Annotated in this window: 14 protein-coding genes and 1 riboswitch; of the genes, 4 read left to right on the forward strand and 10 right to left on the reverse strand. The window is 63.1% G+C overall.

What is annotated here, in order from left to right:
* Window positions 1-16: 16 nt before the first annotated feature.
* On the reverse strand, window positions 17-475 hold the full coding sequence (locus ABC729_RS11440) for a (2Fe-2S)-binding protein (protein WP_495607699.1): 459 nt from the start codon (window positions 473-475) through the stop codon (window positions 17-19).
* Window positions 476-601: 126 nt separating this feature from the next.
* Window positions 602-2,713: a winged helix-turn-helix domain-containing protein gene (locus ABC729_RS11445; protein WP_495607700.1), complete on the reverse strand. Its 2,112-nt coding sequence runs from the start codon at window positions 2,711-2,713 to the stop codon at window positions 602-604.
* Between the two features lie 215 nt (window positions 2,714-2,928).
* Here ABC729_RS11445 and ABC729_RS11450 point away from each other — a divergent pair, with 215 nt between their 5' ends.
* Window positions 2,929-4,749 (forward strand): DUF885 domain-containing protein, encoded by a 1,821-nt coding sequence (locus tag ABC729_RS11450; RefSeq protein WP_495607701.1) that lies wholly within the window; start codon window positions 2,929-2,931, stop codon window positions 4,747-4,749.
* 103 nt (window positions 4,750-4,852) lie between these two features.
* On the opposite strand, the gene ABC729_RS11455 is transcribed toward ABC729_RS11450, so the two are convergent.
* The 6 genes from ABC729_RS11455 to ABC729_RS11480 form a co-directional block, all read right to left on the reverse strand.
* Window positions 4,853-8,509 (reverse strand): M10 family metallopeptidase C-terminal domain-containing protein, encoded by a 3,657-nt coding sequence (locus ABC729_RS11455; RefSeq protein WP_495607702.1) that lies wholly within the window; start codon window positions 8,507-8,509, stop codon window positions 4,853-4,855.
* A 355-nt stretch (window positions 8,510-8,864) separates the two neighbouring features.
* The gene (gene rpsA, locus ABC729_RS11460; protein WP_054169461.1) at window positions 8,865-10,559 is read right to left on the reverse strand and encodes a 30S ribosomal protein S1; all 1,695 of its coding nucleotides are present in this window, start codon (window positions 10,557-10,559) and stop codon (window positions 8,865-8,867) included.
* A gap of 509 nt (window positions 10,560-11,068) precedes the next feature.
* Window positions 11,069-11,734, reverse strand: a complete 666-nt coding sequence (gene cmk, locus ABC729_RS11465) for a (d)CMP kinase (RefSeq protein WP_495607703.1) — start codon at window positions 11,732-11,734, stop codon at window positions 11,069-11,071.
* Window positions 11,735-11,818: 84 nt separating this feature from the next.
* Complete coding sequence (locus ABC729_RS11470) at window positions 11,819-12,862, reverse strand: hypothetical protein (protein WP_495607704.1); 1,044 nt, start codon at window positions 12,860-12,862, stop codon at window positions 11,819-11,821.
* A gap of 32 nt (window positions 12,863-12,894) precedes the next feature.
* Window positions 12,895-13,890 carry a hypothetical protein gene (locus ABC729_RS11475; protein ID WP_495607705.1) on the reverse strand — a complete coding sequence of 332 codons (996 nt, stop codon included), beginning with the start codon at window positions 13,888-13,890 and terminating at the stop codon, window positions 12,895-12,897.
* Window positions 13,891-13,932: 42 nt separating this feature from the next.
* On the reverse strand, window positions 13,933-14,751 hold the full coding sequence (locus ABC729_RS11480) for a hypothetical protein (protein WP_495607706.1): 819 nt from the start codon (window positions 14,749-14,751) through the stop codon (window positions 13,933-13,935).
* Window positions 14,752-15,275: 524 nt separating this feature from the next.
* Here ABC729_RS11480 and ABC729_RS11485 point away from each other — a divergent pair.
* Window positions 15,276-16,253 (forward strand): alpha/beta fold hydrolase, encoded by a 978-nt coding sequence (locus ABC729_RS11485; RefSeq protein WP_495607707.1) that lies wholly within the window; start codon window positions 15,276-15,278, stop codon window positions 16,251-16,253.
* A gap of 18 nt (window positions 16,254-16,271) precedes the next feature.
* Here ABC729_RS11485 and ABC729_RS11490 read toward each other — a convergent pair whose 3' ends face one another.
* Complete coding sequence (locus ABC729_RS11490; RefSeq protein ID WP_495607708.1) at window positions 16,272-18,044, reverse strand: MASE1 domain-containing protein; 1,773 nt, start codon at window positions 18,042-18,044, stop codon at window positions 16,272-16,274.
* Window positions 18,045-18,426: 382 nt separating this feature from the next.
* Between ABC729_RS11490 and ABC729_RS11495 the strand changes: the two genes are divergently transcribed.
* Window positions 18,427-19,185, forward strand: a complete 759-nt coding sequence (locus ABC729_RS11495; protein ID WP_495607709.1) for a methyltransferase domain-containing protein — start codon at window positions 18,427-18,429, stop codon at window positions 19,183-19,185.
* A 7-nt stretch (window positions 19,186-19,192) separates the two neighbouring features.
* Here the strand turns inward: ABC729_RS11495 and ispH are convergent, their stop codons facing one another.
* A complete protein-coding gene (gene ispH, locus ABC729_RS11500; protein ID WP_495607710.1) occupies window positions 19,193-20,164 on the reverse strand; it encodes a 4-hydroxy-3-methylbut-2-enyl diphosphate reductase in 972 nt (323 codons plus the stop codon).
* 165 nt (window positions 20,165-20,329) lie between these two features.
* Between ispH and ABC729_RS11505 the strand changes: the two genes are divergently transcribed.
* Window positions 20,330-20,872 (forward strand): hypothetical protein, encoded by a 543-nt coding sequence (locus ABC729_RS11505; protein WP_495607711.1) that lies wholly within the window; start codon window positions 20,330-20,332, stop codon window positions 20,870-20,872.
* A gap of 80 nt (window positions 20,873-20,952) precedes the next feature.
* Window positions 20,953-21,051, forward strand: a riboswitch (glycine riboswitch).
* The last annotated feature ends 28 nt before the right edge of the window (window positions 21,052-21,079 follow it).

Here is a 21,079-nt window from a genome sequence, read left to right on the forward strand (position 1 = left end):
GATCCTCTCCCCCGCTTCAGGCCGGTGCCATGCCGGCGGCGCGGCGGATGGCGCGGCGCACACGGGGCAGGGTGCCGCAACGGCACAGGTTGGTCATGGCGGCGTCGATCTGCGCATCCGTCGGACGCGGGGTTTCGCGCAGCAGGGCATCAGCGGCCATCAGCATACCGGACTGGCAATAGCCGCATTGCGGCACCTGTTCGGCGATCCAGGCCTGTTGCAGCGGATGGGTACGGTCGGGCGACAGGCCTTCGACCGTCGCCACCTTCTGCCCCGCATATTGTTCCATGGGGAACTGGCAGGACCGGACCGCCTGTCCGTCCAGCAGTACGGTACAGGCACCGCAGGCCGCCACACCGCACCCGTATTTGGTGCCCGTCAGGCCCACAAGGTCGCGCAGTACCCATAGCAGTGGCATATCGGCGGGGGCATCCACCCCATGAAGCTGGCCGTTCACATCGATCTCATATCGCATTCCAACCACCCGGTCACATCATCGCCGGCAGGCCCGGCGGGTCGGGGTGGAAGGTGGCGAAAGCCAGGGAAACCGGGAAGTCCGATGGTCCGACGGGGTCCCGATGGAACGCCGATATTGTGCCGATCAGCGCGCACCCATCCGCACATCGACGATATCAACCAGGGTACCCAGATATTTGCCGATGATCAGCCGCCCGTCGGGGTCCAGGGTCAGGGAGGATTTGTAGAGCGCGTCGGGAAGGTCAGCGACGGTGCGCAGTTCCCCGCCATCAGAGGGCAACAGCATGATACGCGCCTGCCCGTTGCCGGGCCGTTCGATCAGATAGACGCCGTCCGGCCCCACCACCCAGCTTTCATTGTCATAGGCGTCGGGAAGATCGGCGACCTTTTCCACCTGCCCGCCATCGGCGGGCTGCCGCCACAGGCCGCTTTCGCCGTCGCGCACCATGTAGAGCCAGCGGCCATCAGCGCTTTCCTTGGCGACGCGCCACCCGGCGTCAGTGATCGGCATGGCCTGTTCATAGGGCGGGCGGGCGATCCAGATCCGCCAGCCATCAAGCCGGTTGGACGCGAAATAAAGCCGTTGACCGTCGCGCGACCAGGCGGGGGCCCGATCCTCCGCCCCCGGTTCGGCGGCCACGCGCCGCAGCCGACCCGACCCGCGATCCAGGATGAACAGGCCGGGCGCGCCATCCACCACCGACACCAGCGCCAGCCGCCGCCCGTCGGGTGCCCAGCGGGGGGACTGGGTAAAGGGTCCGGCGAACTGCGTCACGGGGGATGGGACCTGTCCGGGATCGGCCACCCATATCTCAAACATGCCGGACCGGTCGGACGCGAAGGCCACAGCGCCCTGGCGGCTGACATCGGGGTCCCAGTCCAGGCGGTTGCTGGACGGGACCACGGGTTCGGTGCCGCCATCGGGCAGGAGGCGCAGCAGGGTGGAACGGTTGGTCCGCACCTCTGCCGCCACCCGGTCGCCGCCGGCCCCGATGCGGCCCAGCTGGTTCAGGCCGGGGGCGATGCGCAGGGGCGGGGCCTTGGCCTCGGGATCAACCCGCCAGAGGCCGAAATCGCCGGCCCGGCTGGACGATGTGTAAAGCCAACGCCCATCGCCCGACCATTCCAGCCCATGCAGCTTTCGCCCGTCATCCGTCACCTGCCGCTCTTCGCCGGTGGTCAGATCGCGCACGATGACATCCGACACGCCGACGGCACGGTGGCGCATGAAGGCCAGGCGCTTGCCATCGGGTGAAACGGCTGGATCGCCATCGCCATTGATGCCGGCGGGCGGGCCGGTCAGCGGTACGGGCACCCCTGCATCGGCCCCGGACAGGGCAATGGTCCAGAGGCGGGCAGGTTCGGCAGCACTGGCCTTGTCGGCGAAGATCAGACGATCATTGTCGGCCCAGGCGGGCTTCACCTCCCTGAACGTCGTGCAACCGCCCACCAGCCGTTCCGGCCCCGACGGGACAGGCCGCACGAACAGCTGACACGGCCCCGATGCTGGGACCCGGACAAAGGCGATACGGCCACCATCAGGGGACCAGACAGGCGACAGATCATGGGCGGGATCATCGGTCAGGCGCACGGGCGTGCCGCCCGACAGCGATTGGACCCAGATGTCAAACCCCTGCCCCTGGCCCGCCCGGTCCGAGGCATAGGCGATCTGGCCGCCGCCAGGGCTGATCGCCGGCTGCACCTCCTGCCCTGGATCAGTGGTGACGGGGGTGACCTGTGCCACGGGCAGCACCTCATCCGCGCGGTTCAGCAGCAGGGCGGTACCGGCAAGGGACAGGGTCAACAGCAGGGACAGACCGGCCCAGAGATAGGGTGTGGATCGCCGGGCGGGTGCGGGGGCCGCCGCCACCGCCGCCGGCTCCTCCGCCAACGGTTCCGTCTCCTGCCCCGCCACATTCAGGCGGTAACCGATCTTGGGAATCGTCTCGAACCCGATCACCCCATCAATGGCCAGAACCGCGCGCAGCCGGCCGATACAGCGGCCGATGGCATCGTCCCCGACCTCCAGCCCCCAGGCGGTACGCATCAGTTCGGCCCGCGACACCGTCCGCCCCTCCGCCCGGACCAACACGATCAGGGTTTGCAGGACGCGGGGTTCCAGCTTCACCTCCGCCCCATCGCGGCTTGCCATGCCCAGCGACGGGCGCACCAGCCAGGGTCCAAGGCGGAAATCCGGCTCCACCGCCAGATCGATGCTGCCCATCGCCACGCCCATGCCGCACCCGTTCCCTGTCATCCCGGATCAAGAAGGGCCGCAGAGTGCCGCGAATGGACGGCTTTGGCAAATCGTGGTTCCCCTTCCGACCCTCGGAATGGTGCCGCACCCCTCATCGCTCCCCTGGCGTGAAGATTAACCAAGATGTAGCCTCCTCCCCCGCGACCGCCGGGCGCACGGACGACCGGGCGGCGTCAACAGAGGGGGTTACAACAGTGAAGCTGAAGAAGATCCTGCTGGGCACCGTGGGGGGTGTCGTTGGTCTGGCCGCTGTGGCTGTCGGTTACGGGCTGTGGGGGCCACTGCCCATCCATCCCACCATTGAGCGTCAGACCATCCTTCAGGTTCTGGACAGTCCCGAGACGCTGACCCAGCTGGGCATGATCGACGGCACCTTCCTGGATTTCCATTCCGGCAAGCTGGACGAGGTTAAGCCGGAAGACCTGGAAAAGACCCGCAAGGACATGACCCGCTATATCGCGGAGATCAAGTCCTACACCGGCCTGACCGGACAGCAGGCCATCTCGCAGCAGGTTATGCTGGAATTCTATTCCACCAATCTGGCGCAGCTGGATTTCCCCTGGGTGGTGCCGGGCGGCGGCCTGTATCCCGTCGATCAGCTGTTCTCCGCCCCGGTCAGCCTGCCGCAATTCCTGACCAACGCGCATGTGGTCAGTGATGTGAAATCGGCGGAGCGCTATATCAGCCGCCTGCATGCCGTTTCCACCAAGTTCGGGCAGCTGGCAGAATCGGTACGCAACCAGGCCAAGGCGGGCGTGGTGCCGCCCGATTTCGTGGTCGATAAAAGCCTGGTGGTCATTGACAACTTCACCAAGGACCCGGTGGCCGACAATCCGCTGATCACCACCTTTAAGACACGGCTGGAAAAGGCCGGCGTGGCGGAGGCGGAGCGTACCCGCCTGATCGCCGCCGCCACCGCCGCCGTGGAAAAGGACGTCTATCCGGCCTATCAGGCGCTGGGCAAGCTGCTGCGCGATGAAATCCGGCCCAAGGCAACATCCGACGCCGGCGTCTGGCGCCTGCCCGATGGCGCGCGCTATTACAAGCTGGCGCTGAGGGCCAACACCACGGTCGATACCGAGCCGGAGGCGATCCACGAGATCGGCCTGTCGGAAGTGGCCCGCATCACCGGGGAAATGGACGCGCTGCTGCAAAAGCTTGGCCAGACAGAGGGTACGGTGGGTGAGCGGGTGCGCGCCCTGGAGCAGGACCCGGCCCAGAAATACCCGCCCGGCCGCGAAAGCTATGAGCAGGAACTGGCCGATCTGAAGCGCATGACCGACACGGTCATGGCCAAGGCCCCGCAATGGTTCAACAAGCTGCCCAAGCAGCCCGTCGATATCCAGGCCGTGCCGGAATATGCCGAGGCCACGTCGCCCGGCGGTTATTACAACCCGCCGGCCCTCGACGGTTCCCGCCCCGGTATTTTCTATATCAACTTAGGTGAAAAGGCCCGCGCGCCCAAGTTCAGCCTGCCGACCCTGGTCTATCACGAGGCCGTACCCGGCCATCATTTCCAGCTGGCGCTGGCCCAGACCATTGAGGATGTGCCGACCTTCCGCAAGGTCTATCCCTTCACCGCCTATGCCGAGGGCTGGGCGCTGTATGCGGAGCGACTGGCCGTGGAAATGGGGATGTATGAGAACGACCCCTATGGCGATCTGGGCCGGTTACAGGCCGAGCTGTTCCGGTCTGTCCGTCTGGTCGTGGATACGGGCCTCCATGCCAAACGCTGGACCCGCGAACAGGCCATCACCTATATGCGCGACACCACGGGCATGAGTGAGGAAGCGGTCACCATTGAGATCGACCGCTATATCGTCCTGCCCGGCCAGGCCTGCGCCTATAAGCTGGGCCAGCTGAAAATCCTGGACCTGCGCGAAAAAGCCAAGACGGCCCTTGGCGACAAGTTCGACATCAAGGGCTTCCACGACGTCGTGCTAGGCTCCGGCGGCCTGCCGCTGACGGTGCTGGAGGCGCAGGTGGATGCCTGGGTGAAGCAGGTTAAGGGGTGAGGTGGTAAAACCACCATGAGTTAACAACCACCTCCCCGGCAACTATCCGGGGAGGTGGTCATCAATAGGCCGGCGTGATTCTCAAAAAGACGACAGCGGTGGATCATATGTCAAAGTTCGCATAGTCACTGCGCGGCACATAACCCAAAAGGTCCAGGGGTGCGGTAGGTACCAGCCCTTGCGCCGTGGCACTGTAGGCCAAGCGGCCCTCTGCCCGGCCATAGTCGACGTAATGGCGGACAAGAGCGGCATGGTCCAGTCCGAAGGCATTGTAGACATCGCTGTTGAAGGCAGCATAAGCCTCCGCGCTGAATCCGATAGCACTTCGTCCCTCTGCCCGCCCGAACTGGATATAGTGGCTGATCAAGGCCCATTCATTCAGTCCGAAAACGCGGAACAGGTCGGGATTCAATGCCGCATAGGCTTCTGCGTCGAAGCCGGCAGTGATGCGTCCTTCCATTCGCCCGCTGGCGATGAAATGTTCCACGAGGGCTTGGCGGTTGGTGCCGAAAGCCGCAAACAAATCGGGATTCAATGCCGCATAGGCCATGGCGTCGAACCCCTCGGCGACCCGCCCCTCTGCCCGACCTGTGCTCACGAAATGGTTCAACAGGCCGGACGCGTTCAGGCCAGACGCCCGGTAGATTTCGGGATTGAAGGCTGCGTAAGCCTCTGCATCGAAACCACTGGCGATCTTGCCGGCAGCCCGTCCATTGGTGATGTAGTCCTGCATAGCAGCGGCATCGCTGTCCAGGCCGCTGTTCAAAGCGCGGTATGCCGCCACACTGAAGCCAGCCTGGAAATCATCATTAACGACGGTACCGGTGGCATAGAGATAGCGGCCAGTGCTGCTCGCGAAGAGGGCACCAGTCAGATCGGTCACGGTGGCCAGCACGCTTTGATCCGCCTCCACCAAAACGTCGCCCTTCACCGGCACCAGCACGGTAACGCTGGTGGAACCCGCCGGGATGATAACGGTCTTGCTGACCGCTTCTACGGTGGTGCTCGCCCTTACGGTGAAACTGAAGGTGACATCCGAGGTTCCGGCTGCTGACAGGGTGGCGGTGAAGGCCAAATTGGCCGATGTGCCCGATTGCCCCTCGCGCACGGCGCCGCCTGAAAGTTTCAACGTCGGGACGGTCCCGCCAGACAGATCAATGGTCTGGTCGTTGAACACCAGCTTTTCCACACCGGTGACTAAGGTCTTCTCCCCCCCCGATTTGGTGACCGTGGTGACATTGTTTAAGGTCGTGATCTGATAACTACGTGAGGTATCGCCAAAGACAACACGATCCAGACCCGCCCCGCCGATGATCGTATCGTTGCCCGCAGTGGTCGTCAGGGACCCAGCGATGAAGGTGTCGTCGCCATCCCCGCCGAAGAGCAGTTGCGATACCTGCGATCCTTCCAGCGTGTCGTTGCCGGAACCCCCAAAGAGGTTGATCTCCTCGCTGAGTGCCGTCGTCAGATTGAGGCTGCCCGTCGGGTTGGGAGCGAAAATGAAGTCAGCCGCCGTCAGCTTGGACCGGTCGGTGCGGATATCTACACTGACGCCATCAGCTTGGATGCGCGTAAAAAAGCCTGACATCCCCAGGATGACATTAGATGAGGCAAGCAGCGCTTGGAAACTGTTGATCGAGGTGGCGGACAGGTCGATCTTATCGGTACCGCCGGTGAAGTCGATTATCGAAGCGCGTGTAGTCGAATTGCTGCTGGGCATGATGACGAAAAGATCACTGCCGGAACCACCGGCCAGTATGTCTTCACTCCCGGTCGCTACCAGCGTGTCATCACCAGCACCACCCACCAGCCAGTCTGAATACTTGCCGCCACGGACCATGTCATTGCCAGCGCCGCCGACCAGCGGCACCGGCTTTGACGTGTCGGTGGATATCGTGTTGGACGCCGTCAGCCACTGGGCCCGGCCATCATCGGCCGCATAGACGAAGTCCTGTGCAGTCAGCTTAGCTGCGGGGACACCGACATCCATCGCTGTGGTCAGGAAATTTAACCTGCCATACAACCGATCGTCTGCCACGATCATTGAGAAAGTAGCAAAGTCACGAATGCCCCAGGGCGACAGGTCTATCTGGTCCTCGCCCTGCTTGAAATCGGTAATCTTGACCAGAGAGTAATAGGAACCGCGCAATTCTGTGCGGAAAACATCCTGTCCGCTACCGCCGACCAGCCGGTCGCCACTACCGCCCGTCAGAGTATCGTTACCAGCATCCCCATAAAGCCAGCTGCTACCAGCGCCCCGCAGGACATCATTGCCCAAGCCGCCATAGAGTGTACCGCCAACCGGCGTTTCGATATTGGTGCGGGCCGTCGCACTGTCCTCGAAGATGAAATCTGCCGCCGTCAGACGGGCAGGATCAATGGCCAGGATCAGGTCCGCCTGGCCGCCGCCCGGAAGGTCGATGACGAACTCCACGACCTGCTTGTTGCCCTCGATGATGGTGGAGAAGCCAAGCTGCTTCAACGTGTCCAAGCTGGCGATGCCGGTCGCCCGCAGGTCGATCCGGTCTTCCCCCTGTGTGAAGTCACGGAAATAGGTGCCACGGTAGCCGTAACTATAGCCAGCATCACTGAAGACCAGCACATCCTTGCCGGAACCGCCGACCAGGGTGTCGAAGCCGCTTGAGACGATGATGCGGTCGTCCCCGGCACCAGCCAGGATGAAGTTGCTGCCGCTGCCGCCGGTGATGGTATCGTTGCCGTTCCCGGCCAGGATGTCCGAGGTATATTGGTCAGCGACCAGCCGCATGCTGTAATCAGCGGGGGCGAAGATAAAATCGGCGGCGGTCAGCTTCGACATCTCGGTGCCGACCAGCAGGCGGTCGCTGCCGGAAATGCCGCGGGTGGCGATCACCGTCCCCCCCGCAGGAGCGGCAGTCATGATCTCCCGCAGCACGGTGAAGTCCCGTACCCCAAACTCGCGCAGGTCAATCCGGTCGCTGCCCTGCTCGAAATCCTGGATCGTTACAGCCCCGTCACCCGAATGGACGAAGACATCGTTGCCCGCTCCGCCGATCAGCGTATCGGTGCCGGTGCCGCCAAACAGTGTATCGTTGCCAGCGTCGCCATAAAGGCGCTCATCATTGACGCTACCATTAATGCTGTCATTGCCCAGGGTGCCGTAAAGATCACGCAGACCGGTGGAGAAGATACCGCTTGGATTGCTGGTAGCCCCCGTCACCAGAAAATTGGACGCCGTCAGTTGGTTGGCCGTCAACCCCTCCAGGAACAAGATGATACTGGTACCACCGTCATATTTGACGGTAACGGCGGTGCCTGCCTTGCCCTGGTATGTGGTGGTGCTGATCAGGTCCCTGGCCACGGAGAAGCTGGCAATTCCACGTTCTCCGCTAATGTTGGCGAGGTCTATGCGATCGCTGGCCACATCAAAATCGGTGATGATTGCCATGCCGCCAGAATAGGGGAGATAGCGCGGGAAATGGAAAACATCGCTTCCCGTCCCGCCGGAAGCGGTATCGCTGCGCCCGACATAGAGATGGTCGTTGCCCTCACCACCCTGGACATTGTCGCCGCTACGCCCGTAACCGATCCCGTCATCGCCATAGATGACATCGTCGCCAGCCTCACCCTTGATAGTGGCCCCGCCACCGCTGCCGCCGCTCAGTGTGTCATTGCCGGCACCACCAGCGATCTGATCGCGACCGCCACCGCCGGTGATGATGTCATTCTCGGCCCCACCGGTCAGTGTTTCGGGGGCAGCGGTACCGTTGATGACAGCCATGCTTTCTCCTGTTGCGAAACAGATCCCGACGCGTGGAAGTGACGGCAGCGGCTAGCGGTATCCGCATCTGGTTGGGCGGTTCCGACCGAACTTCGCACTTCGACGAAACTGATAAGACATTTTCTTTCAAGAAGATTTTCATTATAAATAATACAACCAGAAGATACAAACCTTCGGGAGGGGTCATTAGAAATTTTATAAATCCTCCCATCGCAATTCATACTCATGGACACGAACCCATCCGCCGATGGGTTGCACGTTCACGGTAAGCGGCCCCAAAAGCAAAAGGCCGCCGGGTTGCCCCGGCGGCCTTCGCATACTCTCAACCCTGACAGAGGGCTGATCCGTTGCCGGATCAGTCGTTCTGCTGCTTGCGCTTCAGGGCCGCACCCAGGATGTCGCCCAGAGAGGCGCCGCTGTCGGACGAGCCGAACTCGGCCATCGCGGACTTCTCTTCTTCGACTTCCTTGGCCTTGATCGACAGGCCGATCTTGCGGGAACCGCGATCGACCTGGGTGACCTTGGCATCGACCTTTTCGCCAACGGCGAAGCGGTCGGGGCGCTGCTCGGAACGCTCGCGCGACAGGTCGGACTTGCGGATGAAGCCCGTGAAGCCTTCGCCCACTTCGACCTCGATGCCGCCTTCGGTGATCTGCGTCACGGTGCAGGTGACGACATCGCCCTTCTTGACGCCAGCGGCGGCCTGCTCGAACGGATCGGAGGCCAGCTGCTTGATGCCGAGGGAGATGCGTTCCTTCTCAACGTCAACGTCCAGGACCTTGACCTTGACCTGATCGCCCTTCTTGTATTCCTGGATGGCCTGCTCGCCGGGGGTGTTCCAGTCCAGATCGGACAGGTGCACCATACCGTCGATATCGCCCGGCAGACCCACGAACAGACCGAATTCGGTGATGTTCTTGACTTCGCCTTCCAGCTCGGTGCCGCCCGGGAACTTCTCGACGAAGGCTTCCCAGGGGTTCTGCATGGTCTGCTTCAGACCCAGCGAGATACGGCGCTTCACCGGATCGACGTCCAGGACCATCACTTCCACTTCCTGAGAGGTGGAAACGATCTTGCCCGGATGGACGTTCTTCTTGGTCCAGCTCATCTCGGAGACGTGCACCAGACCTTCGATACCGGGCTCCAGCTCCACAAAGGCGCCGTAGTCGGTGATGTTGGTGACGCGGCCCTTGAACTTGGCCTGCGGCGGGTACTTGGCTTCCACGCCTTCCCACGGATCGGCTTCCAGCTGCTTCATGCCGAGGCTGATGCGCTGGGTCTCGGAGTTGAAGCGGATGACCTGGACCGTAACGGTCTGGCCGATCTGCAGGGCTTCCGACGGGTGGTTGATGCGGCGCCAGGCGATGTCGGTGACGTGCAGCAGGCCGTCAACGCCACCCAGATCAACGAACGCACCGTAATCGGTGATGTTCTTGACCACGCCCTGCAGGATCTGACCTTCCTTGAGGGAGGCGACCAGCTCGGAGCGGGCTTCCGCACGGCTTTCTTCCAGCACGGCGCGGCGGGAGACGACGATGTTGCCGCGCGAGCGGTCCATCTTCAGGATCTGGAACGGCTGCGGCGTGCCCATCAGCGGGGCGATGTCGCGCACCGGACGGATATCGACCTGGCTGCCCGGCAGGAACGCCACGGCGCCATTCAGATCGACGGTGAAGCCACCCTTGACGCGACCGAAGATGATGCCGGTGACGCGGGACTGGTCCGTGAAGGACTTTTCCAGCAGGGTCCAGGCTTCCTCGCGCTTGGCCTTTTCACGCGACAGGACGGCTTCGCCGTTCTTGTCTTCCATGCGCTCCAGGTAAACTTCGACGGTGTCGCCAACCTTCAGCTCGATCGGCTGACCGGGAACGGCGAATTCCTTCAGGGCGACGCGGCCCTCGGACTTCAGGCCGACATCGATCAGGACCTGGTCATTGTCGATGCTGAGGATGCGGCCCTTGACGACGGTGCCTTCCAGGCTGTCGGAGGAACCGAAGGACTCTTCAAGCAGAGCGGCGAAGCTTTCCTTCGCGGCGGAAACCTGTGCCATTTGAACTCCAATGGGCAAACTGTTTCGGGTTGCAGGCAACGGCGACGCTGTCCCCCGTGTCCGGCACGCCCGAGCCGGTCGAGAAACTTTGCCACCGCCGCGCCGAACACCATGTCCGGCGGCTTGGTACGCGTGCCCCGAAGAGACCGGCACGCCAGACGGAATGTCTAGTCGGGAACCGGTTGAAGGCCATGGCGGCACCGGTGGCAAGCACCGGCGAGGACGTTTTCTAAGCAAAAACGCGGGCATCGACGCACCCCCGGGTTCCCCCGGCGGTCGTCCGCTCGCGTCACGATCCTTCATGTCCTTCGGGACAGGCGGGTCTTATAGCCGCGATGAGCCATCCCCGCAACCGATAGAGTCGGGTGCGCGCCCGCGTTTCTGCGGCGCACCGCGCATGGGTGATATATTAAGCGCTCCGTCCAAGCGCCGGGCGGCGGCATCCGCCGCCTTGGCTCACGCGCCCACGGGGGCGCGGGCTGGCAGTCGCCAGCCTGGGTTTGTGTTCCTCAGGCAGAAAGCCGGCCTCGCACAACCGCCAGGGCCGCGTCCAGCACCTGTTGCGGGGTCATATCGGAATTATCGATGATCACGGCATCGGACGCCGGCACCAGCGGGGCGACGGCGCGTTTGGTGTCGCGGTCGTCACGGGCCTGCATATCGGCCAGGACATCGGCGAAGTCCGGGTTCTCCCCGCGGCCCTGCAATTCTGCAAACCGACGCTGGGCACGGACCGTCACGCTGGCCGTCACAAACAGCTTCACCGGGGCATCAGGGCAAATGACGGTGCCGATGTCGCGGCCATCCAGAACGGCACCTGGGAGACCGCCCGGTGGGTTGGCGGCAAAATCGCGCTGAAAATCCAGCAAGGCCTGGCGCACGCCGGGCACTGCCGACACGCGGGACGCGCCAGACGCGGTGGTATCCAGGCGCAGGTCGGGATCATGGGTCAACCGGTCGATATCGGCTGCGGTCAGGGCGCGGGCGGTTGCCGTCGCCGCCTCGCCATCACCCAGGTCCAGCCCCGCCCGGATCATGGTCAGCGCAACACCCCGATAAAGCGCACCAGTATCCAACAGCGCGAAGCCCATGGCCTCCGCTACCTTGCGGGCAAGCGTGCCCTTGCCGGAGGCGGCGGGACCATCAATGGCGATGACGGGTACTAGGCGGGCCATGATCAAATATCCGGCTGGGGGCTTGGGGTCGGCGCAGTGCTTGGACCAGCACCGCCCGCCCGTCAAGCCCCCAGCAGGCCAGAATTAAGACGTCACATACTGCACGATGGGTACAGGCGACAGATCGGCGGGGAAGCTAGCAAGCACCACCTGCGACGGGTTGCCCCAGCTGGAATAGGCCAGGGAAATGGCGGGACCGGAAGAACCACTCTCCGCATCCTGAACCCGGTCGGCATGGGCAAAAATACCCGATCCCGGCGGCAGGGCATTTGCCAGCTGACCCGAACAGCTGGGGTCGGGGTTACGGACCCATTCACCATTGGCATTGACCGCAATCTGCTGGAACGCCACCTTTTCACCACCACCCTGCGACGCCCACAGCATATAGCCAACCCGTGCCCCGAACGGCACGAAGGCGCAGCCATAGCCACTGGTATATTGCTCAAAGGTCAGTTTGGCGTCGAAATCGAAATCGACACCGCCGGCAATATCCATGGCCAGATTCAGCCAGCCATTGCTCCCCGTCCAGGCGATGAAGCCGACACCGCCGGCCCGCGCCAGACAGGGCGCACCCTGCGACTGTTGCCCGATGGCGCGGAAGGTCAACAAAGGCTGGGGATTGAAGATTTCCAGCTGGGCCAGCGCCAGGGAATTCAGTGCCATATCCATCCAGATGATGTTCAGCACCAGTTGACCATTCTGCTGACCGATACGCATGGTCGGGCCGGAATCGGCCTGGGACGCGCCGTAAATTCCAATCAGGTTGGTCAGCACCCAGTTGCCGCCGACCACGGCAAGGGAATGGATTTCAATTTGCCGCGCCGCATTGACGAAACCCAGATAGCCACTTTGCTGGTCTGGCATGAGGCTCAGACACGGGGCGCTCAAGCGGTCCTGGATGCCGGCATTGCTGCTGTTGAAATTGGCCAGATTGGTCACCACGGCCTGGAACTTCTCTGTTCCCTGCGATGTGATATTGGCCTGATCCAGCGCGATATGGTTCTGGGCGTCGCCCGTGCAATAGGCGATCAGGACGGCCGTGTCGGTCATCGCGATGGCCGGCGTGCCCACAGCGGTCAGGCCGGTCTGGATGATCTGGGCATCATAGTAACTAGGAAGAATGCTCATCGCCTTTCTCCTTTTCGGTATGGCGGTCCGGCTCAGGCCTGAACGATGGCAATGGGGGAGAAGTCGGGCACGAAGCCTGCCAGCTGGATGACATTGTCTTTGCCGGGCACCGCGACCAGCACAATGGGGCCCGTCCCCTCCACCGTATCGGGCAGCAATTGGCCCGTGGGGGCCGCCGTGGCGGCGATGGCCAGATTGCCGCTGGTGGCAGGATCGCTGTTCACCTGCCAGTTGCCATCCGATCCGATGCCCAGCTGCTGATAATTCACCTGCGTGCCCGCCGCCCAGATCAGATAGGCGGTGGTCGGGTTCAACGGCACTAGACAAGGGCCATAGGTGCTGGTCATGCCGGCCGGCAGGAAGGCGTTGGCAAAATCGAAATCCACGCCACCTCGAACATCGCATACCAGCGCAATCTGCCCGTTGGTACGGGTATAGGTCAGGATGGTGGAGGGGCCGTCACGATCCAGGCAGGGCGTGTCCAGGCAACTTTCCCCCAAGGGTGCGAAACCCAGGGAGTTCTTCACATTGGCCGGATTGATCTGAGCATAGACCATGCAGCCCGGCCCCGCATCCTGCCAGACCAGCGTGACCACGGGGAACCCATTCTGCTGCGTCAGACAGCCTGTGGGACTGCCCGCGGCCTTGCTGCCGGGAATGGTGAACGTGCGGTCCAGCGACCATCTGGGCGGATTGCTTGCGCTGGCCTTGGCAATGCCGATGGTAACCAGTTGCTTGGCATTCACCCAGGCCAGAACCGCTGTGCGCCCATCGGGCAGGACAACCATGGTCGGGCCACAGCCCTTGGTGCCGGTAGCGGAACTGGTGGTGGTGACGGGCGTATAGTCGCCGGCCTTCGCGGCGCCGAACATAAGGGGATAGCCGTCACCATTGGCCATCCAGGCCATGGCGTAATACTGAGTGCCTTCCTGAGTATCATTGGGATTGTCGAGAACGCTGACGGCGACCCGGCCGCTGGCATTCTGCTTGGTGCTGACCGGACTGGTCGGGACGGTGGGAGTGGGCATGGCTTCCTCGATCGTCTTCTGCGTTGCGCAACAGGCCAGGGCTTACCCAACCGGTATCGGCATGGCGGGCGGCACGAACAGACTGACAACGATCTCGTTCGGCTGGCTGTCTGGCTGCTGCTCCGGCCAGGCGGTCACGACCAAGCGCCCCGTCGCCCCGTCCTTGCCTGTAAACAGGCAGGTACCTGCAAAGACCGGGGCCAGGGGCACCGTGGTGGTGACACTGCCGCTGGCACCCTTGGCGTTGTTGCGCGTCCAGACATGGCGGGCATTGGGGCCGAACCCGTCAAAGAAGACCCCACCCGGTCCACCGCGCACCGCAATGGCATAGGAAGGGTTGATGCCAACCACGGCAACACCGCCGGCACAGTTGGCACCACTGATCGACAGCTGCTCGCTATGCGGACCCAGCCCAAGCACATGGTCCGTCGAAGAAATGGCAAAGCTTAGCGTGCCTGAGCCATCGGTGTCGGCGACACTGGACCAGGCCAGACAGGACCGGACACCGATCCGCGCCAGTTCAGGCGCGCCGCCAGCACAGGAAGCACCGGACAACGCCTGGAACTGCAAATTGGGAGTGGGGTTCATATACTCGATCTGGGCCTGAACCAAACTGCCAGCCCCCTTGTCCTGCCAGATGAGATTGACGATAACCCCCTGTGCCGACCCTTCCACACCGAGCACGGGGGGACTGGCGGGGTTAGAGGCGTCAATGATCGTGGGTGTCGTAGACAGGCTCCAGCTGGTTTCAGCTCCCTGCCCGCTACGCGACAATTGACCGACGGCGATCTTGTTGTTCGCATTGACCCAAGCCAGATAAGCTAGATCGACGCCGACAACACAAAAAGCGGGTCCGCACAAAGCTGCTTCCGGGCTGCCGCCCTGACCGGTTGATGCAGACGGGAAGGTAAAACTCCCCTGTGCCGCCGTCGCAATATTTAGACTGTGATTGTCGTCAGTACCGTTCCAGACCATCAAATTGTGGTCATCGAAACAATAAATGCCGACCCTTCCAACAGCCTGCTGAGAAGTCAGGTAGCGTTGCACATCCATGACTTGATCTCCGTTGAAGTCTGGCTGCATTCAGATAAAGCAAGAGCCTCTTCGACATGCGTCTATGGCATAGTCAAAGCAGACAGCATTTCGAAATCGGCAAACCGGTTTCGACTATAGAGGAAACTTGGAGAACACTGACTAGATTGGTGACTATGGTATGATCAATTTTCCCGAAAAACTTTCAAGATATTTATCCATTAACAGATGATTGCAGTTATATGCATCATTCGCACCCACATGGGTTTCCTGAATCGAAGTCAAGAAACAGTGATAAAATATGAATATCGATTCAGATTTCATTCCGCTTGCTTGCCGCCATCGGTTTCCACATGCTGGGTCCCAACAATGCGCAATGGGGAGGGATCGAGATGCGCCTGTTGGGAAAAATCCTATTAGGCTTGCTGCTGCTGATCGTGGCGGCGGTGGGAGGCTTTGCCTGGTGGGCCTGGACGCCAGACCTTTCACGAGCCGAAGCAGAGGCGAAGTTCGCGCGCGGGGCCGGTGACTTTGTCGAGGTCTCGGGCCTGCGTTTCCATGTGCGCCAGGAAGGGCCGGAAGGCGCACCTGTGCTGGTGATGATCCACGGCAACGCCTCCATGCTGCAAAGCTGGGACGGCTGGGCCGCCGACCTGTCCAAAGATTTCCGCGTCATCCGCTATGATCTGGCGGGCCATGGCCTAACGGGGGCGGACCCCACCGGCACCTACAGCCCGGAACGCGATGCGGTGCAGTTGAAGGTGCTGCTGGACACGCTGAAGGTCGAAAAGGCCACCCTGATTGGCAATTCGTTGGGCGGGCAGATCGCCTGGCACTTCGCGGCAGTCAATCCTGACCGGGTGGAAAAACTGGTGCTGGTCGCCCCCGGTGGTTTCCCGCTGCTGGGGATCGGGTTCGGCCAGAAGGTGGAACTGCCCGCCGCCATGAAGGCCCTGCCCTATTCGCTGAAACGCGATGCGGTGCGGACCATGATCGGCGCGCTTTATGGCGATCCGACGCGGTTCAACGAGCAGATGCTCGATACTTATTATTATTCCTGGCTGTCGCCCGGTGTACGCCCGGCCCGGCTGCAACGCGCCGCGGCCTATATGATCCAGGACCCGACGGAAACGCTGCGCACCATTCAGGCACCGACCCTGCTGGTATGGGGGGAGAAGGACTGGCTGGTCGCCTTCGCTACCACGCCCGCCCAGTTTCAGGCGGCCTTGCCGAACAGCACCCTGGTCAGCTTCCCCGGCCTGGGCCATATGCCGCAGGAAGAAGACCCGACCACCACGGTGGTGAAGGTACGGGAATTCCTGATGCAGTAAGTAAAAGCGACCTCGCCGTCAGGCGCTGCGGCGCTTGGCGGCAAGGTCGATCGGCGGGGGCGGCGTGGGCCGGACATCGCCCGTTTCCGTGACCGGCGGGGCCACTGCCGGGAAGCGCGCCAGGAAGCAGGTGCCATTATTGAGCAGGCTGCTTTCCACGATCAGGGTCCCGCCCAGCTTCTGGCTGACTTGGCTGTAGGCCAGATAGAGGCCTAGACCGCTGCCGCCGCGTTCGCGGCCTGTAGTAAAGAAGGGTTCGAAGACGCGGTCCAGCTGTTCGCGCGCCAACCCCTTGCCATCGTCGCGGACCCGAAGCTCAACCCAGCCCTGTTCATCGGCGCGCAGATCCACCTCCACCCGGCCCGTCCGCCCGTCGACAAAGGCGTGGGTGACGGCATTGACCAGCAGATTGGTCACAAGCTGCGCCACGGCGTCGGGATAGGTATCCACGGGCAGACGGGTGGCGCCCGTCAATGCTATGGCATGCGGGGTCTTGCGCGTCTGCGGCCGCAGCGAAATCACCACCTCTTCCAGATAGCCGGCCAGATCGAAACGGCGGCGATCCTGGCGCGTGCGGTCCACGGCCACATGCTTGAAGCTTTCGATCAGGCGGGCCGCGCGCTCCATATTGGATTGAAGGATGCGGGCCGCCAGCGAGGTCGCGTCAATATATTCGTTCATCTGCTCGCGGCGCAGCGTGCCGGCGGCCAGCGCCTGCTCAATCCCGCGCGTGTCATTGGCTAGTCGCGTGGCGGCGGCCAGTGCGGTACCGACGGGGGTATTCACCTCATGCGCGATGCCGGCAACAAGACGACCCAATGAGGCCATCTTTTCCGCCTGCACCAGATTGTCCTGCGTCTGGCACAGGCGCAACAGGGCCTGTTCGGCCTGATTGCGGGCCTCACGTTCGGCCAGCATCACCCGGCGCAGCGTGGCCATCACGGTCGCCAGCGCCAGCCCAGCCACAGCCAGAATCGACAAGGCCGCCAGCAGTGTGGCGAAACTGGCATGGTAATCTGCCGATGCGAACGGCCCCATGCCCTGCGCCGTCAGCAGGGTCAGACCGGCAGCCACCAGCAATGTATAGATTGAGGTCCCCAGCAGGCCCAGCCGCAGCCCCGCCATCAGGATCAGGCAGAACAGCGCAAACCGCCCCGCCTCCCGCAGCCACAGCGTATCGATCAGGGCCATGCCGGTCAGCAGCAGGGCACCCGCAGCCAGCAGGCCAAGTGCGGTCGCCCAGCGGCGACGCAGCAGGGCCGTGGCGCCGGGTGCGGCCATCAGGATCAAGGGCGGGGCCACCAGCAGGACCCCCATGGCGTCGCCCACCCACCAGCTGACCCAAGCGCTGGCCCAGCCTTCGCCCAAATTGCCGCCGCCGGCCAGGATCGACAGCACGCCGGCCGAAGCGCTCAACATCGGGGTGATCAAGACGGCGACGGCCAGGAAGGCAATAAGGCCAGACGGCCCATCGAACAATGGCTGCGGCCCCCGTTCCCTGCGCAACCAAGCCCAAGCAGCCAAGGCCGGCAGGCAATTGCCGACGCCGATGGACAAGGGCACAAGCGGGTTAACGAAACCAAGCGAGGCAAGACCGCAGGCACCCATGAACACGCCGGGCAGCAGGCGCGGGCCGAAACGCCACACGGCAGCAAAGGCGATACCAGTGGGCGGCCAGATCAACGTCACCGCCTCACCCGCGAACGGGACCTGCAAACCAGCCCACCCTGTGGTCGCATAGATCAGCGCCACGAACAGGTTCGCCAACAGGAGCCTGAGGCCTTCCGCCATCCACCATCCCCCAGACCATGGGAAACGCCCACGGCCATTCACTTCGGATTAACGCCAAGTGTAGTTGATTATACGCCGAATGGAAGGATGGCGTGCAATGCAGGGCGTGCCCATTGCGCCGCACCATGTTGCACAAATGTGACGTGGGCGGCAAATGACGGCAGCCAACAGCATTCATGGCTGGCGGGGCACAGGCTTTCGCGTATTGTCCGCCCTGCCGTGCGGCGTTTCGGGAAACCAAGCGCCCACCGGGATGGAACCCTGGACGTGTCTCGCCGATCCGGGGATGATCATCTACAGCCGGCGTGCCAGGCACAGCCGGCTTTTCTTTTGCCCTTTCTTTGTCATGCATGCGCGCGGACGCCGTGATATCCTTCGGCGCATGTATAGCGACGTCCTTGATCTTCGCGAATTCTATCGCTCCAGCACGGGACAGGTGGTGCGCCGCCTGATCCGTCGCCGCATCCGGGAATTATGGCCCGACCTGCGGGGACAGCGCGTGCTGGGCATCGGCTACGCCACCCCCTACCTGACCATGTTTCAGGAGGAGGCGGAGCGGGTGATGGCCGTCATGCCGGCCAGCCAGGGCGTCATTGCCTGGCCGCCGGAAGGACCGGGTCAAGTGACGCTGGCGGATGAGGCGGAACTGCCCTTCCCCGACATGTCCATCGACCGCATCCTGCTGATCCATGGGCTGGAATGTACCGAGGAGCTGCGGCCCCTGATGCGGGAAATCTGGCGGGTGATGGCGGGTGGTGGGCGACTGATTACGGTGGTGCCCAACCGGCGCGGTATCTGGGCCCGGTCCGACAGCACGCCGTTTGGCCAGGGCAGCCCCTTCACGCCGGGACAGCTGCGCAGCACCCTGAAGGCCAATATGTTTGTGCCGGAGCGGGAAGATTGCGCCCTGTTCCTGCCGCCGTCCCGCCTGCGTTTCATGCTGGCCAGCGCGCCGGCAGTGGAGGAGGTGGGCCACCGCTGGTTCCGGGCCTTCGCCGGCGTGCATATGGTTGAGGCGTCCAAGCAGATCTATGCCAGCCCCGCCCGCGCCAAGGTGCGCGAGCGGCAGCGCGTCATGTCGCCACAGGCACAGCCCGTGTTCGGTCGGCTGGCTGCCGAACGCAAGCCGGCGGCGAAGTAGCTAGAGCCTATTCCGCCGCCAGGATGCGCGGCAGCTTGAAAATCACATTCTCCGTGGCGGTCACCACCTCTTCCACGGTCACGGTGAACCGGCTGCGCAACGCGGCCAGCACCTCATCCACCAGCACCTCCGGGGCGGAGGCACCGGCCGTGATGCCCAGGGTGCGGACCTTGGACAGGCGGTCCCAGTCGATCTGGGCCGCACGTTGCACCAGCATGGCACGGGTGCAGCCATGGGCGCGCGCCACCTCCACCAACCGGACGGAGTTCGACGAATTGGGCGCGCCTAGCACCAGCAGGGCATCGGCGCGCGGGGCGATGGCCTTCACCGCACCCTGTCGGTTGGTGGTGGCGTAGCAGATATCCTCCCGCTTCGGGCCGGAGATGGCAGGGAAGCGGTCGCGCAGCGCATCGACGATGGCACCCGTATCATCCACCGACAAGGTGGTTTGGGTGGCGAATGCCAGATTATCGGGATCATCAATGACCAGACCAGCCACATCCTCCACCGTTTCCACCAGCTTCACCGCCCCTTCGGGCAGCTGGCCGATGGTGCCCACCACCTCCGGATGGCCGGCATGGCCGATCAGCAGGACAGTGCGCCCGGCCTCGTGATGATGTTCGGCCTCCCGGTGCACCTTGGAGACGAGCGGGCAGGTGGCATCGACATAGATCATGTTGCGGCGCTGTGCCTCGGCCGGGATGGCCTTGGGCACGCCATGGGCGGAGAAGACGACGGGCCGGTCGTCCGGCACCTCGTCCAGTTCCTTGACGAAAATCGCCCCCTGCGCCTCCAGATTTTCCACCACGAAGCGGTTATGCACAATCTCATGCCGGACATAGACGGGGGCGCCGAATTTTTTCAGCGCGGTTTCCACGATCTGGATGGCCCGGTCCACCCCGGCACAGAAACCACGCGGGGCCGCCAGCAGCACATGCAGGGGCGGAAGCGCGGCGGGGGGGGTGATATTGTCGGCCATGGTGATGGGTGTGTCCCTGTCGATACGTGTCAGTGCCGGGTGCCACGCTTGCGCGGCTGGATGCCCACCTATATTGTCGCAACCCGGCGTGTGGGAAGGTGCCATTCTTATGACATGGTCGCCGCCCATTCATGTCCCGGTGATATGGAAGTGAACGGACGTTTGATGACCAGCCCCATGATGACCACCCGGCCCAACCATAGCCCGGTTCTGCATGCCAGGAAAGCAGCCCGCCGCATGACCCTGGCCGCCCTTGCCGGCATGGGTATGCTGGCGCTGGCCGGTTGTGCCGAGAATGACCATATGGTCGCCGGCTGCCCCAATGTCGGCGTGCTGCGCGATGCCGGCACCCTGCGCACCGATCAGGGTGTGGCTATCCTGTCTGGCATCCTGGCCAATTGCGGCTATGACGACACGTCCGTCACCATCGCCGCCAGCGTCATGATCACGGGCCGTGCCAATGAAGGTGTGGCGGGCGGTTCCATCCCCGTCACCTATTTCGTGGCCGTCACCGACCCGAACCGCAACATCCTGTCCAAGAAGACCTTCACCACCAGCGTCGCCCTGGGCACCGACACGCAGGAGACCCTGACCCAGGTGATCCCCGTGCCGAAGACCATGGATGCCCGCTGGTATGAAGTGCTGGTCGGGTTCCAACTGACGCCGGAGCAAGTGGCCGCCAACCGGAATTCCAACGAAGGCCGGTAAGCACATCGCGTGGGGTCACGCCTGCGCGACTTTGCATTGACAGCGGCGGCGCAAAGCGTAGTTTGTCGCCGATCAGCCGACGACCCCATGCGGGAGAGACTGGTTCCTGGTGACAGGAGCCAGCGCCGAAGGAGCAACCGCCCCCGGAAACTCTCAGGCAAAAGGACCGCGAAGGGTAGGCACATCTGGAAAGCAGGCGGGCTCGGG

The sequence above is a fragment of the Niveispirillum sp. CC-CTL257 genome (assembly GCF_059489915.1).

What these genes read in the sequence shown, in the direction of transcription:
- ABC729_RS11505 (WP_495607711.1), top strand. Translation starts at nt 20,330, where the DNA reads ATGACCAGCCCCATGATGACCACCCGGCCCAACCATAGCCCGGTTCTG.
- ABC729_RS11485 (WP_495607707.1), top strand. Translation starts at nt 15,276, where the DNA reads ATGCTGGGTCCCAACAATGCGCAATGGGGAGGGATCGAGATGCGCCTG.
- ABC729_RS11495 (WP_495607709.1), top strand. Translation starts at nt 18,427, where the DNA reads ATGTATAGCGACGTCCTTGATCTTCGCGAATTCTATCGCTCCAGCACG.
- cmk (WP_495607703.1), bottom strand. Translation starts at nt 11,734, where the DNA reads ATGGCCCGCCTAGTACCCGTCATCGCCATTGATGGTCCCGCCGCCTCC.
- ABC729_RS11475 (WP_495607705.1), bottom strand. Translation starts at nt 13,890, where the DNA reads ATGCCCACTCCCACCGTCCCGACCAGTCCGGTCAGCACCAAGCAGAAT.
- ABC729_RS11445 (WP_495607700.1), bottom strand. Translation starts at nt 2,713, where the DNA reads ATGGGCGTGGCGATGGGCAGCATCGATCTGGCGGTGGAGCCGGATTTC.
- ispH (WP_495607710.1), bottom strand. Translation starts at nt 20,164, where the DNA reads ATGGCCGACAATATCACCCCCCCCGCCGCGCTTCCGCCCCTGCATGTG.
- ABC729_RS11455 (WP_495607702.1), bottom strand. Translation starts at nt 8,509, where the DNA reads ATGGCTGTCATCAACGGTACCGCTGCCCCCGAAACACTGACCGGTGGG.
- ABC729_RS11490 (WP_495607708.1), bottom strand. Translation starts at nt 18,044, where the DNA reads ATGGCGGAAGGCCTCAGGCTCCTGTTGGCGAACCTGTTCGTGGCGCTG.
- rpsA (WP_054169461.1), bottom strand. Translation starts at nt 10,559, where the DNA reads ATGGCACAGGTTTCCGCCGCGAAGGAAAGCTTCGCCGCTCTGCTTGAA.
- ABC729_RS11470 (WP_495607704.1), bottom strand. Translation starts at nt 12,862, where the DNA reads ATGAGCATTCTTCCTAGTTACTATGATGCCCAGATCATCCAGACCGGC.
- ABC729_RS11440 (WP_495607699.1), bottom strand. Translation starts at nt 475, where the DNA reads ATGCGATATGAGATCGATGTGAACGGCCAGCTTCATGGGGTGGATGCC.